We start from the raw sequence: 15,017 nt of genomic DNA on the forward strand, positions 1-15,017 counted from the left end.
ACCGCTGCTGTTGAAGGCGCGGACGGCAGCAGCTTGCGTTTGCTCGGTTCGGTGGGTGAGCCGATCAACCCGGAAGCCTGGGACTGGTACTACAAGAATGTCGGCAAGTCGCGTTGCCCGATCGTTGATACCTGGTGGCAGACCGAGACGGGCGGCAACATGATGAGTCCGTTGCCGGGCGCCCATGCGCTGAAACCGGGTTCGGCGGCACGGCCGTTCTTCGGTGTGGTGCCGGCGCTGGTCGACAACCTCGGTAACATTATTGAGGGCGAGGCTGAAGGCAATCTGGTGATTCTCGATTCGTGGCCGGGTCAGGCGCGCACGCTGTATGGCGACCATGACCGTTTCGTCGACACCTACTTCAAGACGTTCCGTGGCATGTATTTCACCGGTGACGGCGCGCGGCGTGACGCCGATGGTTACTACTGGATCACCGGGCGTGTGGATGACGTGCTTAACGTGTCTGGCCACCGCATGGGCACGGCCGAGATCGAAAGCGCGATGGTTGCTCACCCGAAAGTCGCCGAAGCGGCGGTAGTCGGTGTGCCGCACGACATCAAGGGGCAGGGCATTTATGTCTATGTCACGTTGAAGAATGGCGAGGAGCCGAGCGAGCAATTGCGTCTGGAGTTGAAAAACTGGGTGCGCAAAGAGATCGGGCCGATTGCTTCGCCGGACGTGATCCAGTGGGCGCCGGGGCTGCCGAAGACCCGTTCGGGCAAGATCATGCGCCGCATTCTGCGCAAGATCGCGACCGCTGAATATGATGGGTTGGGGGATATTTCGACCCTGGCGGATCCGGGTGTGGTGCAGCATTTGATTGATACGCACAAGACGATGAATGTTGCTTAAGCGTTAGAAGCATAGGAGCCCTGTCCGGTTTTGCCGGGCGGGGCTTTTTTGTGTCTGGTGGATTTGTGTCGATCGGGCCGGCCCCTTCGCGAGCAGGCTCGCTCCCACAGTTTGACCGAGTACCTTCAGACAAAATGCAGATCCCTGTGGGAGCGAGCCTGCTCGCGAAGGCAATTTGTCGGACGCCGAGGTAGTCCGCTGTCGGAGCGCGGACTCACCCAACCAATAATTATCGATTTCCGCCGTAGGGCATTTCCCGCTGTTACCTCCTGCCTTCCACGTAACCGAATGTGTAACCGCCCGCGCCAAACCGGGGCAAAGGGAAACGCATCGCCCCGTTTTAGCGCCTTTAAACACCTCGTGAAAAATAAGACACAACGCTGCGCTTGCCGGATTAGAAGGGTTTGCGAATAATAGGCCCGCAATTTGCAGCATAGATCGGTTCACAATCTTTCGCTCCTGCATGAATTTGCAGGGCTGTCAATGTGCTCAAGTCGCTTTCTCTGTGCATCTGTAATTAGTTGTCGCATTGAAGAAATATCGGCTTCGGGCCTGTCGTTAGAATGCCGATCACTCGCTCATCGTTGCTTACGTTGAAACCTCCGACGGTTTCAATAGGAAATTTCCCACCGATGCAGCAACCGATTTCCGATTCACCATTCGCATATTGGGCTGTTGCTCACTCTGCCGTTTTTGCCCTTTACCGATGGAGTCCCAAGATGAAGAAACTTGTGCTGCTTGGCGCCCTGGCACTGTCCGTGCTGTCGCTGAATTCCTTCGCGGATGAAAAACCTCTGAAGATCGGTATCGAAGCGGCTTACCCTCCGTTCGCATCGAAAGCGCCGGATGGCAGCATCGTTGGTTTCGACTACGACATCGGCAACGCGCTGTGCGAGCAGATGCAGGTCAAGTGCGTGTGGGTCGAGCAAGAGTTCGACGGTCTGATCCCGGCACTGAAAGTGCGCAAGATCGACGCGATCCTGTCGTCCATGTCGATCACTGAAGATCGCAAGAAGTCCGTGGACTTCACCAACAAGTACTACAACACCCCGGCTCGTCTGGTCATGAAGGCCGGCACTCAGGTCAGCGAAGGTCTGGCTGAGCTCAAGGGCAAGAACATCGGCGTGCAACGTGGTTCGATCCACGAGCGTTTCGCCCGCGAAGTCCTGGCCCCGCTGGGTGCCGAGATCAAGCCATACGGTTCGCAGAACGAAATCTACCTCGACGTGGCCGCCGGTCGCCTCGACGGCACCGTGGCTGACGCGACCTTGCTGCAAGACGGTTTCCTCAACACCGACGCTGGCAAAGGCTTTGCCTTCGCAGGCCCGGCGTTCACCGACGTCAAATACTTCGGCGACGGCGTAGGCATCGCAGTGCGCAAGGGCGACGCTGTGAAAGACAAGATCAACGCTGCCATCGCGGCCATCCGCGAAAACGGCAAATACAAAGCTATCCAGGACAAGTACTTCGCCTTCGATATCTACGGCAAGTAAGACGTCTCTGCGACAAGTCCGAAATGGCGCAAGCAACAGAATCTCTGCGGTTTGCGCCATTTTTTCATCCCAACTTTCGAGGACCTGAATCATGTTGAAAGGCTACGGGGCTGTCATCCTCGATGGCGCATGGCTGACGCTTCAGCTCGCCTTGTCGTCCATGGCTCTGGCCATCGTTCTGGGGCTGATCGGTGTCGCGCTGCGCCTGTCGCCGGTGCGCTGGCTGGCATGGCTGGGCGATCTGTATTCCACGGTGATCCGCGGGATTCCCGATTTGGTGCTGATCCTGCTGATCTTCTACGGCGGTCAGGACTTGCTCAACCGCGTGGCGCCGATGCTCGGCTATGACGACTACATCGACCTGAACCCGTTGGCCGCCGGTATCGGCACCCTGGGTTTCATCTTCGGTGCGTACCTGTCGGAAACCTTCCGGGGTGCGTTCATGGCCATTCCGAAAGGTCAGGCCGAAGCGGGCATGGCGTACGGCATGAGCAGTTTTCAGGTGTTCTTCCGGGTGATGGTGCCGCAGATGATTCGTCTGGCGATTCCCGGCTTCACCAACAACTGGCTGGTACTGACCAAGGCCACTGCGCTGATTTCCGTGGTCGGTCTGCAAGACATGATGTTCAAGGCCAAGCAGGCGGCAGACGCCACTCGCGAGCCTTTTACCTTCTTCCTCGCAGTGGCGGCGATGTACCTGGTGATCACCAGCGTTTCGTTGCTGATCCTGCGTCAACTTGAGAAGCGCTACTCGGTAGGCGTAAGGGCGGCTGATCTATGATCTTCGACTACAACGTCATTTGGGAGGCTCTGCCGCTGTACCTCGGCGGCCTGGTGACTACCCTCAAATTGCTCGCGCTGTCGCTGTTTTTTGGTCTGCTGGCGGCACTGCCGCTGGGCCTGATGCGCGTCTCGAAGAACCCGATCGTCAACGGCGCCGCGTGGTTGTACACCTACGTGATTCGCGGCACGCCGATGCTGGTTCAGCTGTTTTTGATCTACTACGGTCTGGCGCAGTTCGAAGCGGTACGTGAAAGCTTCCTCTGGCCGTGGCTGTCCAGCGCCACGTTCTGTGCGTGCCTGGCCTTCGCGGTCAATACCAGCGCCTACACCGCGGAAATCATCGCCGGCAGCCTCAAGGCCACGCCGAACGGTGAGATCGAAGCGGCCAAGGCCATGGGCATGTCGCGCTTCAAACTGTACAAGCGCATCTTGCTGCCGTCGGCCCTGCGCCGGGCGCTGCCGCAGTACAGCAACGAAGTGATCATGATGCTGCAGACCACCAGTCTGGCGTCCATCGTGACCTTGATCGACATCACCGGCGCGGCCCGTACCGTCAACGCGCAGTACTACCTGCCGTTCGAGGCGTACATCACCGCTGGCGTGTTCTATCTGTGCCTGACCTTCATTCTGGTCAAGCTGTTCAAGCTGGCCGAGCGTCGCTGGTTGAGCTACCTCGCTCCGCGGAAGCACTGATATGGAACGCATCGACCACGTTTTGCCGTGGAGCCACTTAGGCAGCGAGCGCAAGATTTCGGTCTTCCGTTTCGGTAGCGGTGAGCGCAAGGCCTACATTCAGGCCAGCCTGCACGCTGACGAATTGCCGGGCATGCGTACCGCCTGGGAGCTGAAAAAGCGCTTGGGCGAACTCGAAGCCAAAGGCCTGCTCAACGGTGTGATCGAACTGGTGCCGGTGGCCAATCCGTTGGGGCTTGGGCAATTGCTGCAAGGCAATTTCCAGGGCCGTTTCGAGGCGGGCAGCGGCAAGAATTTCAACCGTGATTTCGTTGAACTGAGCGCGCCGGTAGCGGCAGCGTTGGCCGACAACCTCGGTGATGATCCGCACGCCAACATTCGTCTGATCCGTCAGGCGATGGCTGATCACTTGTCCGCATTGCCGCCAGCGAGCAGCCAGTTGCAAGGCATGCAGCGCGTTTTGCTCAGCCATGCCTGCACCGCCGACGTGGTGCTCGACTTGCACTGCGACGCCGAAGCCGCGCTGCACCTGTATGCGCTGCCGCAGCACTGGCCGCAGTGGCGTTCGCTGGCCGCGCACCTGAATGTGAAGGTCGGTTTGCTAGCCGAAGATTCCGGCGGCAGCTCTTTTGATGAAGCGTGCTCACTGCCGTGGCTGCGTCTGTCGCGGCAGTTCCCGGATGCGCAGATCCCGCTGGCGTGCCTGGCGACGACCATCGAGCTGGGCGGTCAGGCTGACACTGGCCGTGCCGAGGCCGAGGCGTATGCTGAAGGCATTCTGGCGTTCCTCGCCGAGCAAGGTTTGATTACCGGCGAGTGGCCCAATCCTGCCAACGAACCGTGCGAAGGCATGCCGTTCGAAGGCACCGAATTGCTGCTCGCGCCGCACCCTGGCGTGGTGAGTTTTCTGCGTAAACCCGGCGAGTGGGTCGAGGCCGGTGACGAGATTTTTGAAGTGATCGACCCTGTGTCCGATCGGGTCAGCACGGTATGTGCTGGTACGTCCGGGGTGCTGTTTGCCATTGAACGGCTGCGCTATGCCCAACCCGGTTTCTGGCTGGCCAAGGTGGCGGGGCGCGAAGCGCTGCGTCACGGGCGCTTGCTCAACGACTGACTGACTGTTTTTGTGAGAACCGACCGCATGTACAAACTTGAAGTCCAAGACCTGCATAAACGCTATGGCAGTCACGAAGTGCTCAAGGGTGTTTCCCTGAAAGCGGCAGCCGGCGATGTGATCAGCATCATCGGCTCCAGTGGCTCCGGCAAAAGTACTTTCCTGCGTTGCATCAACCTGCTCGAGCAGCCGCACGCGGGCAAGATTCTGCTCAATAACGAAGAGCTGAAACTGGTGGCCAACAAGGACGGCGCGCTGAAAGCCGCTGATCCGAAACAGCTGCAGCGCATGCGTTCGCGCCTGTCGATGGTGTTCCAGCATTTCAACCTGTGGTCGCACATGACCGCGATCGAAAACATCATGGAAGCGCCGGTGCACGTACTGGGCGTGTCCAAGGCTGAAGCCCGCGAGAAAGCCGAGCACTACCTGAACAAGGTTGGCGTGGCTCATCGTAAGGACGCGTTCCCGGGGCACATGTCCGGTGGCGAGCAGCAGCGTGTCGCGATTGCCCGTGCGCTGGCGATGGAGCCGGAAGTGATGCTGTTCGACGAACCGACATCGGCGCTTGACCCGGAACTGGTAGGTGACGTGCTGAAGGTGATGCAGGCGCTGGCTCAGGAAGGCCGCACCATGGTTGTGGTGACGCACGAAATGGGCTTTGCCCGTGAAGTGTCGAACCAGTTGGTGTTCCTGCACAAAGGTGTTGTTGAAGAAAGCGGCAACCCGCGCGAAGTGCTGGTTAATCCGCAGTCGGAGCGGCTGCAACAGTTCCTCTCGGGTAGCCTCAAGTAATCAGGACTGCCGGTATGCACCGGAATAGTGCATGCTTCGCCGGCCGGGTTCCCCTGTAGGAGCTGCCGCAGGCTGCGATCTTTTGATCTTCAAAAACTAAAATCAAAAGATCGCAGCCTCGTTTCACTCGACAGCTCCTATCAGGTGATCTCCGTCAGACTCAAGATTTGTGTTCATTTTCGGGCTAGCATTGGCCCTTGCCTTCATCACCGTTCCTCGTTTCGGATTGCCCGCCCATGACTGCCCATCGAATTGGTTTCCTGATTTGGCCCAGCACTAAAGCGTTGACGCTGGCGCTGGCGGAGGAGGCCTTGCGTGTTGCGCAGCGGGTGCACCCGGACGTGGTTTACGAACTGTCGTTCTTGCAGGCCGAGGCGCCCGTCGAAGGCGCCTGGCAATTGCCCGGCGAGCCGTGGGCCGGCAAGCTCGAGAACTTCCAGAAACTGTTCCTGCTTGCCGATGAGCCGCCAACTTCGCTGGCCTCGCCACTGAGCAGCGCGCTCAAGCAACTGGTACGTGCCGGTTGTGTGATCGGCGGTCTGTCGGCCGGTGTGTATCCGTTGGCGCAACTGGGCTTGCTCGATGGTTATCGCGCCGCCGTGCACTGGCGCTGGCAGGACGATTTCGCCGAACGCTTCCCGAAAGTCATCGCCACCAGTCATCTGTTCGATTGGGATCGCGATCGCCTGACCGCATGCGGCGGCATGTCGGTGCTCGATTTGTTGCTGGCAGTGCTGGCCCGTGACCACGGTGCGGAACTGGCCGGTGCGGTGTCGGAAGAACTGGTGGTCGAGCGCATCCGCGAGGGCGGCGAGCGTCAGCGTATTCCGTTGCAGAACCGTCTCGGCTCCAGTCATCCGAAGCTCACGCAAGCCGTGTTGCTGATGGAAGCCAACATCGAGGAGCCGCTGACCACCGACGAAATCGCCCAGCATGTGTGCGTATCCCGTCGGCAGTTGGAGCGGATCTTCAAGCAGTACCTCAACCGCGTGCCGAGCCAGTACTACCTGGAACTGCGCCTGAACAAGGCCCGGCAGATGTTGATGCAAACCAGCAAGTCGATCATCCAGATCGGCCTGTCTTGCGGCTTCTCCTCGGGGCCGCATTTCTCCAGCGCCTACCGCAATTTCTTCGGCGCCACGCCGCGGGAAGATCGCAACCAGCGGCGCAGCAGCAGTCCGTTTGAATTGTCGTCGGTGCCGCCCGAGCGCGGCTAGACGCTAGTCGACGACCAGGTCACCTGAACTCTCCGAAGAGTCGATGTAAGACCTGGCTTCAGCGCCACTGGAAAACGAGTCGTCTTCGAACTCTTCGAAATGGCGACCAATTCTTTGTGGGATCTGCAATCTGACAGCCCTTCTGCTGGCATAAACACTCAGTGCTTGCTGGCTACTCGGCGAGAGCAGATTGCCGCTGAAGATGAATTCGGTGGTGTCGGCCTCGATTATCTCGATGGGCAATTCGACAATGGCGTTGTTGGCCAGGTCGGCATACACAAGGTCCGGGCGATTGAACAAGCCCGGCGGAGTTTCCGTGAGTCCTGTGTTGTTCAAGTTCAGTCTGGCCAGTGACGTCATCTGACTGAGGTCGGGGGTTCGGCCCAGCGCGTTATCCCTCAAGGCGAGTCGCGTGAGGTTACTCATGCCGCGCAACGCATTCGCGCTTTCCTGAGTGAGGGTGATCTGACAATTGACCAGACTGAGTTCCGTCAAACTTTCCATGGCTGGAATGGCGCCAGGAATGTCGCCCAGATGATAGCTCTCTATGGTAAGCGAACGCAGATGGGGGAAGCGCTCCAGGAATCGACCGACGCGAGGGAGCTTGAATCTGTTACCCGCCAGGATCAGCGTGCGTATATGCCAAAAATCCGCCGACAGCGTTGGTAGTTCGCCTGTAATTGGCAGATGGAACGTGAAGTCGAACTCGGACCGGCCTTCCCTCACTATCCGGCGCCAGCATTGTTCGAGACTTTCCTTGAATCGCATTCTGCACTCTTGATCCTCGATCAGGCTATCGCCCGTCAAGGGTGTGTTGGTGCCGGGGGCGAGGGGGATTTCATTCGTCCACGCCTCAAGATCATTGATCAGTGTGGTGATCTCTGTTTGTCTGCGGATCAGTTCCAGATGCCCATCGGCCAAAGTACCGGGCAGGCCGTAGACGATTTCGTCGAGGCGTGCGTCGGTCAGATGCGGATACAGCGCACGGGCCAGCAAACTATCTTCCTGAGGTACGGAAACGCCAAAATCAATGCCCAGCGCTTGATGATGGGTTTTTATCCGTTCGCGCGTGGCTGGCAACAGCGGGTTGCGATTCAAGTCAAAGCCATTGCTGGCGTCGGCGGGCAGTTGAAAAAGTGCCTCTGGCAACTCGCTGATGAGGTTTTCATGGAGTATCGCCGTTTCCAGAACCGGCAGTTCGAGCAGGCTGGGCGGTAGATGGTCGATCCCGGTTCGGGATAGATCGATGAACGTCAGTGCTCTCAGCGCCGAAATGTCTGGGGCGCTGCCCAGCGGGTTGTTGTACATATCCAGCATTGTCAGTCGGGATAACGAGGACAAGGCCGCTTGCCCCGATTCATCAAAAGCAATGCCGCAGCTGCTCAGTACCAGGGTTTTGAGTTGGGGCATGCGGGACACGGCCAGGGGGAATTGATCCAAGGCAAAGCGGCGCATTTCCAGTGCCTCCAGCCCGGTAAAGCAATTCAGGAAACCCTCGACCCCCGTCAGCTTTTCGCTGCCCTGCAAGGTCATTTGCGTGACGTGACTGAAATCAGCACTCAGCGCTGGCAGATCACCGATCACCCTGAGGTGGGCGTCGAAAGCGTTGAGCCTGAGCTCTGTTTTGCTGTTTTGTCTGCTGCGCCAGAAATGTTCCAGTTGTACGCTGAACGCTCGGCGCTCGAACCGCTGTGTCGCTCTGTCAGCGGCGGTCATGTTCAAACCCGCCAGACCCGCAGGTGCGCGATCGGACCATTCGGTAAGGTCACTGACCATCTGCGTGAGTTCAGCCTCCCAGTGCGCCAGTTGGGCGCTGCCGTCTGCCAGCGTTCCAGGCAATTCATAGATCACGTGCGTGACATCTTCGATGTCCAGATCGGGAAACAGTGCTTGTGCCTTGGCGATGTCGGCCAGGTCGGGGAGTACACCGAAGTCATAGCCGATGGCAGCGTAGTGGGACTTGATACGCTCACGCGTGGACGGGGACAAAGGATTGTTTGCCAGATCTATGCCGTCAGCCAGATCAATGTCCACCGCGAAAAACGATTCGGGCAGATCCGTGATCGCGTTGTCGTTGAGCAGTGCATTGCGCAGGTTCGGATGAGAGCTCAAACCATTGGGTACGTTGCCAATGCCGGTGTTGGTCAGGCGAACATCGTTCAGCATGGGCAGCGCCGCCAGATCTGGAATCTGCACCAGTGTGTTATGGCTCAGGTTCAGGAGTTCAAGTTCGTTCAGCGATTGCAGAAGGGTCTGCCCCTCGGCCGTGAGGGTAATGTTGCAGTGGGTCAGCATCAGCTCCTTGAGCTGCGACAGGTGTCCGAGGTTGGCTGGTATTTGTCCCAATTCGAAGTTGCGCATCTCAAGGACGTGCAGGTTGGGAAACAGTTCCACGAACGAGGCGATGTCATTCACCGACGCAGTGCCCATGAGGTTCAGACTCGACACATGGCTGAAATCTACGTTCAGCCGTGGCATGTCCCCCGTGAAGGCCAGGTTCGCGATAAAGTGATCGTCGCGCATGCTGGAGGTGGTCGAACGACTTTGCCAGAAATCCTGCAGCCGCTGGGCAAACTCCGATCGGGCCGTGTAGTTGTTGAACATTTCGACAGCATCGATCGCCGCCCCCGTCACAGGATCCTGATGTGGTACCTCAACGGCCCATGTGCGCAGATCCTGCTCCAGCCCGCTCAGCTCCATTTGCCAGACATTGAGCTGAATCCGACTGTCCGCCAGGGTGCCGGGCAGGTCATAGATCACTTCACTGGCTTCGACGGTATCCAGCGTCGGGAACAGCCGCTTCGCCAAGGCGATATCTGTTGGATCTGCCAGCACGTCGAAATCATGCCCGGTTTTGCGGTAATAGTTTTTTATCTGGTTGCGAGCGTTCGAGGAGAGCCTCGGATTCTCGGCCAGATCAATTCCGTCACTGCGCTCGGCCGGCAGATCGAATAAGGCATCGGGCAATTCGACAATATTGTTTTCACTGAACAATGCGGTTGCCAGGTTGTGATTGTCGGTGATTCCGGCTGGAAGCTCGGAGAGTCCGGTGTCTGACAGGTCGAGGTGCTTGAGCGAGGGCAGCAGATTCAGATCAAAGAAGGATCCGAGCGGGTTGCCGCGCAACTCGAGTATCTCCAGTTGGCTCATGGCGCAGAGTGCTGCTTGATTTTCCGGGGTGATCACGACCCCGCAGTTCTTGAGCCGCAGTGTGACCAGTTGTCGGGCATTGATGGATTCCAAGGTGGCCGGTTCAAGGTCAAAAAAACTCAGCTCCAGGTCGGTCAGATTCTGGAAACGTTGCAGGAAGGGCAGTACGGTCGAAACGTTTTTGTTGCCATCGAGCGTCAGTTCAGCAACGTGGCTGAAGTCAGCGTCGAGTACTGGCATGTCTCCGATAAACTCGACGCTCGCTACCAGACGGCTACTGCGAGAGTTGGGGGATACAGGGCTTCTTTCGTGCCAGAACTGTTCGAGTTTGATACTGAATCGCTGCCGGGCGAGACGTTCGTTCACCCGCTCACTGATAGTCAGCGCCTGGCCGGTTTCGGGGTGGTGGTCAGGAACGTTATTGGTCCATTGCGCCAGGTCGTTTTGCATTCGGTGGGCTTCGGCTTCCCATCCGGCGAGGTGGACGCGACCGTCAACCAGTGTGCCGGGCAGTTGATAGAGCAACTCGGCGGCCTGCTCGGTGTCGAGGGCAGGAAAGAGGTTCATGGCCCGATTCATATCGGCTCGCTCCGGCAAGATGCCGAAGTGTTTTCCGGTTTGCTGGTAGTACGCTTTCACCCGCTCCCGACTGATTGGAGACAGTGGGTTGTTGGCAAAACTGAAGCCATCGCTCAGCGCCGGGGGCAAGTCGAAAAAAGCCGTGGGAATGTCAGTGATCTGATTGCCGTCGAATCTGCCATTGCTCAGCCGTGGGTGATCCAGCAGACCGTCTGGCAGCTTCGTGATTCCCGTGTTTTCGAGATTGATGTAGCGCAACGAAGGTATCGTGTGTACCTCGGGCGCAGCGCCTAATCGGTTGCCTTGCAGGTCCAGGATAAGGAGTTCGGACAAGGGTGAAAATAGCGCTCGGCTGTCGGCGGGCAGAACAATGCCGCAGTTGCGCAGGATCAGATTTCGCAATCGTGGCATCGAGCGAATGGCGGGCGGCAGATTCGGCACATTCAGGTTTTGCATGTCGAGGTAAAACAGTTGCGGGAATTGCTGCAAAAACCCATCGACGGCGCCGGTGCGGGCGCTGCCATTGATGCTCAGCAAGGTGACATGACTGAAGTCTGCATTCAACACAGGCAGGTCGCCAATGATCGGCTCCCTGATCTGCAGCGTGTAACCGGTAGAGCTGCGTAGCTCCCTGCGCCAGCAGCGTTCAATGTCGACCCTGAGTCGCGCTCGGCTTTGCCTTGCAGCCCGCAGTTCAATCACCGTCAATGGAAGGCCGGTGTCGGGATTGTTCACGGGGATCCGGGTTTCCCAAAGCCGCAGGTCATCCTGAAGTTGACTGAGTTCACCCCTCAGACGGGTCAGTTCGTTTCTGATTGCTACCGGGTCCTGATTGAATCGGGTCGCAAAGTCTTCGGCCTCCTGAGTGGTGTAGCCGCGATAGATCACCTGAACAGGATCCAGTGGCTGGGGCTCTATGATTGCGCCCGGATGCACGTAGGCGTCAGGCAGACCGAATGTTGGCTGGCGACCGCCACGCCCGACCAGGCGCAGAGTATCCAGTTGCGGTTGCGGAGCCGGGGGCAGTGATATCGCTACGCGCAGATCCTCCCGAGCCAGTGGCCGGGCGCGGATCGCACTTTTCAGTTGTTCCGGCTGGCCAATCCGAATGTTCAGGGCCTGACGTTCGGTATCCGGCAGGGCGTACAGAATGCTGGAATAAATATCGGTGGCCGAATGCAGTTCCTGGCCGCGGTCGTCGAACGGCTGATAGAGGTCATCGGTTTGTCTGACCAGAATTTTTTGCACCGGCGCATCCACTCGCCCGGTGCTGTCGAGCACCTTGCCCTCATAGGCGCCGTCGCGAATTTCCAGGCGCACATCACCGCTCCAGCCAGGCACTTGCCTGAGGCTGTGCAGTACCAAAGTGTCGGTATCCGGATTACTCACCGAGCCCATCTCCAGTCCTTCATATGCGCGCGCGACGCGTACCTCTTCGCTGGCAATCTGGATAAGGTTTTGCTGGCGCTGGGGTAACTGCCCTTCACTGATCAGCAATAGCTCATCGCCGGTGGCGTTGTTGAGCAGTTCCTCCGTGATGCGCCGGGGGAGCGTTGGTTCATGCTGCGTAAGGCGGCTGATCAGCGGATCGTCGGGCGTTTCGAGAGCCTGGTAGCGTGCTTCGAACAGTGTCCCGCGTTGCGTTTTGGCATGGTGCAGCAGTTGCTTGCGCAAATGGCGGGTGCGGACCTCCAGTGTCAGATCCGGACCGGCGAAGTCTTCGCCCAGCAGCGCTTTGGCGTCCTGTTCATCCAGGGTTTGCAGCAGTGTCTTCAGGACATCGCCGTCCACCAGTCCGTCCGAGCGAATATCGGTGAGGGGAAGCGTTTCGTCTGCTGAGGACTGCCAGGTGACAGCCTGTTGTTGATCCATCAGGCGCAGGCGTTTGTTGCCAGGCCAGCGTCCGTAATCATTGAGCAGTTGCAGTTGCGTCAGCGGGTCGGCACTGCGTTGCTGTTCGGGCAACTCGCTGCCCATTTGCTCGATTAACAGTTGCAGATCCTGGTCGATCTTGAAGCGCGCAATACTGTCCGCCAGCAACGGCGGTAACGGCTCCTGGTCGACATGCATCTGACGAAGAGCGTTGTGGTCGAAGCCGCTGATCTGAAGGACTCGTTCACGTTGAACGGGTGAGAAGGACTCGACCGAGTGGCCAATCCGCCGCAACGCCGTGGGGGCGTCCCACTCCAGCGGCTGTTCGATCTCGGTGTGCCACGCACCGTCGCCGTTATGGCGTACCAGCGGCTTATAGGCGTCGGGTCGGGTTGGATGATCAATTCGATATTGGCCGGGAATCGGAGTTTCTTTGACGGCATAGTGGCCTTGATCAATGGGTAGCAATAGCTTGCCCTGATGTTCGTGCAGGCCCAGTCGCGAAGGGGATGAACCTGGCGTCGGCAGGTTTTTTTGCTGGTAGGCGGACAGATCCGGTTTCCAATAAAGGGTTTTGCCGTTGGGCATCTGTACCGGTTTGAAACTGTCGATGAAGGCGACTATTTCTTTGGGCAGCACGTTGCGGAACTCGCCCAGGGCAACAACACCGCCGGCGACAAATGCGCCGAGTTGAACCAGTGACTCAAGGCAGCCGAACAGGTGCGTCAGCGCTTCGGTGTTCTGGCCTTGCGTCCACTCGACAATGCCTTCGAACATTTCGTCGAGAAACTGGTAGGCCATGTACGCCATCATCATTTCGCCCAGAACCGGCACGAACGGCGCAATGATGAATGCGGCGGTCTGCACAATCGTCGAGGCGATGCCGACGAACGAATCCCACAGTGCCCAGCGCACTTTTGAATCGACTGTGGCGGTCGCGACGGCAATGACTTGGGCGTCATTGAGGATCTTGTTCAGTTTGCCTTGATAGAGGTGCTCCCATAACTCGCCGCTGATTGGCGTGGCGGCCAGTTGCAGGTCCGGTTTGTCGAATGGTTCGTCTCGCCACACCGGCTGCGGGCTGCCCGGCACGGGTTCGTGCCACGTCACCCGGCTCAGGCGAGCGTTCAGGCTGGAGAAGAAAAAGCCACGCTGTTCGTGGTTGACGAAGCGACTGAAGAATTTCTGATAGTCGCGTGAGCGCAGTTGCCGGGTCAGTTCGACTTCCAGCTCTGCTGAGGAGGCGTATTCCTTGATCGGATGTTCAGGGTCATCCGGCACCCAGGCCACCACCCGCGCCACGTTTTGCGGTTCATCTGCCGGCGGGGCGAACACCGCGATGCCGGTGAGTGGGGCCTCCATCATCGTCAGGCTGTTACACAGCAGGGACTGGCCATTGATCCGCAGGTGCGGTACGCCTTCGGCCAGTGCGGTGATCGTACGAAAGTAGCCCTCGCTGATATCGTCGTTCATGCGGGCGAGTTGCAGGGCGGCTTTCAGGGCGGCTTGCTGGCTCTTGTCGACCTTGAGGCGCAACGCCGAGGCTTTCGCTTCATCGCCAAACCCCAGATGGTCTTCCAGCCAGGTTTTGTACTGCGCGCCGATATCCAGCGTTCGGCAGAGCCGGGTGAATGCGGCGATGCTCAGCGTTTGCTTGATCGCAGGCAGGGTGTCGAACTGGCCGGTCGCCGAGGGTTGGGTGATGAAGGTGGAATCGGCTTCATAGGCATCGTCCTCGGTTTCCTTCTCCTCGAAGTTATGCAGCGCGGCGTCCAGTAGCGACACCGTCCAGGTGCGGGCGCCGGTCTTGATCGAAAACAGTGGCGTGGTGGCCGGGATGTACAGGTGCAGGTACGTGGTTCTGACGTCCAGATCCAGAGCGAACTGTTCTTTCAACGCGGCTTTGAGCAGGGGCTCGGCGAAGGTGCTGGCGTCCTGGAAATGTTCGAGCTGTTGGTCGACATCGTTTTGGGCGGTCCAGTGCGCGGCATTGAGCGCCTTCAGCGCCTGATGGTGGGCGACCGATACCGCTCGCAGCCTGGAGGGCAGTGCGGGTTGCGTGGTCTTGAGGGCGTTGCGCCTGGCCGCCGAAGCGTTGCCCAACCAGTCGGGCATGCTGGCTTTGAGGTGCAGGTAATGGACGTCGGGCTGCTGTGAATCGACGTTGTGACTGGTGGCGGTGTGCTGCTCGTCGGTCGGATGCATCGGGCCAATCCTTGGCGTTTGAAAGCGCCAATCAAATCAGAGCGATGCACCGTCGGTGCGGTACATATTTATACCGGTGGGAAGGTCTTGAGTTGATATCCTTGCCCGCCTGCCGCAAATCGGCAGCGCCGGTTTAAACTGCGCCTTTGCGACGCTATATGTCGCATTGCCGTAAACCCGGGAAAATCCGGGGTTTGCGCTATAAGAAGTTGTCGCTTGGCGGCAAGGCCGGGCTGAAAACTGTCCTTACAATCCCCCCATCGCTCG

At 58.6% G+C, this 15,017-nt stretch carries 8 protein-coding genes; 7 read left to right on the top strand and 1 reads right to left on the bottom strand.

Annotated features, from left to right (window positions below; translation table 11 throughout):
- From ACIOVB_RS24755 to argR, 7 genes are all read left to right on the top strand, one after another.
- Positions 1-852, top strand: an 852-nt coding sequence (locus ACIOVB_RS24755; protein ID WP_401271960.1) for an AMP-binding protein, incomplete at its 5' end; no start/stop codon positions are given.
- A gap of 719 nt (positions 853-1,571) precedes the next feature.
- Complete coding sequence (locus ACIOVB_RS24760) at positions 1,572-2,345, top strand: ABC transporter substrate-binding protein (protein ID WP_305439329.1); 774 nt, start codon at positions 1,572-1,574, stop codon at positions 2,343-2,345.
- Between the two features lie 91 nt (positions 2,346-2,436).
- Positions 2,437-3,126, top strand: a complete 690-nt coding sequence (locus ACIOVB_RS24765; protein WP_007912702.1) for an ABC transporter permease — start codon at positions 2,437-2,439, stop codon at positions 3,124-3,126.
- Positions 3,123-3,821: an ABC transporter permease gene (locus ACIOVB_RS24770; RefSeq protein ID WP_187679286.1), complete on the top strand. Its 699-nt coding sequence runs from the start codon at positions 3,123-3,125 to the stop codon at positions 3,819-3,821. The genes ACIOVB_RS24765 and ACIOVB_RS24770 overlap by 4 nt, the downstream gene beginning before the upstream one ends.
- A gap of 1 nt (position 3,822) precedes the next feature.
- Positions 3,823-4,935 (top strand): M14 family metallopeptidase, encoded by a 1,113-nt coding sequence (locus ACIOVB_RS24775; protein ID WP_401271961.1) that lies wholly within the window; start codon positions 3,823-3,825, stop codon positions 4,933-4,935.
- A gap of 27 nt (positions 4,936-4,962) precedes the next feature.
- Complete coding sequence (locus ACIOVB_RS24780; RefSeq protein WP_102354226.1) at positions 4,963-5,727, top strand: ABC transporter ATP-binding protein; 765 nt, start codon at positions 4,963-4,965, stop codon at positions 5,725-5,727.
- A 236-nt stretch (positions 5,728-5,963) separates the two neighbouring features.
- Entirely contained in the window at positions 5,964-6,944 is a 981-nt protein-coding gene (gene argR, locus ACIOVB_RS24785) for a transcriptional regulator ArgR (RefSeq protein ID WP_401271962.1), read from the top strand.
- A gap of 3 nt (positions 6,945-6,947) precedes the next feature.
- On the opposite strand, the gene ACIOVB_RS24790 is transcribed toward argR, so the two are convergent.
- Positions 6,948-14,750, bottom strand: coding sequence for a dermonecrotic toxin domain-containing protein (locus ACIOVB_RS24790; RefSeq protein WP_401271963.1), 7,803 nt, complete (start codon positions 14,748-14,750; stop codon positions 6,948-6,950).
- Positions 14,751-15,017: the final 267 nt, after the last annotated feature.

The organism is Pseudomonas sp. NPDC087639, from assembly GCF_044743385.1.
Taxonomy (GTDB): Bacteria; Pseudomonadota; Gammaproteobacteria; order Pseudomonadales; family Pseudomonadaceae; genus Aquipseudomonas.

Excerpts from the sequence above, each read along its gene's own strand:
- ACIOVB_RS24760 (WP_305439329.1), top strand. The coding sequence starts at position 1,572 with ATGAAGAAACTTGTGCTGCTTGGCGCCCTGGCACTGTCCGTGCTGTCG.
- ACIOVB_RS24765 (WP_007912702.1), top strand. The coding sequence starts at position 2,437 with ATGTTGAAAGGCTACGGGGCTGTCATCCTCGATGGCGCATGGCTGACG.
- ACIOVB_RS24770 (WP_187679286.1), top strand. The coding sequence starts at position 3,123 with ATGATCTTCGACTACAACGTCATTTGGGAGGCTCTGCCGCTGTACCTC.
- ACIOVB_RS24775 (WP_401271961.1), top strand. The coding sequence starts at position 3,823 with ATGGAACGCATCGACCACGTTTTGCCGTGGAGCCACTTAGGCAGCGAG.
- ACIOVB_RS24780 (WP_102354226.1), top strand. The coding sequence starts at position 4,963 with ATGTACAAACTTGAAGTCCAAGACCTGCATAAACGCTATGGCAGTCAC.
- argR (WP_401271962.1), top strand. The coding sequence starts at position 5,964 with ATGACTGCCCATCGAATTGGTTTCCTGATTTGGCCCAGCACTAAAGCG.
- ACIOVB_RS24790 (WP_401271963.1), bottom strand. The coding sequence starts at position 14,750 with ATGCATCCGACCGACGAGCAGCACACCGCCACCAGTCACAACGTCGAT.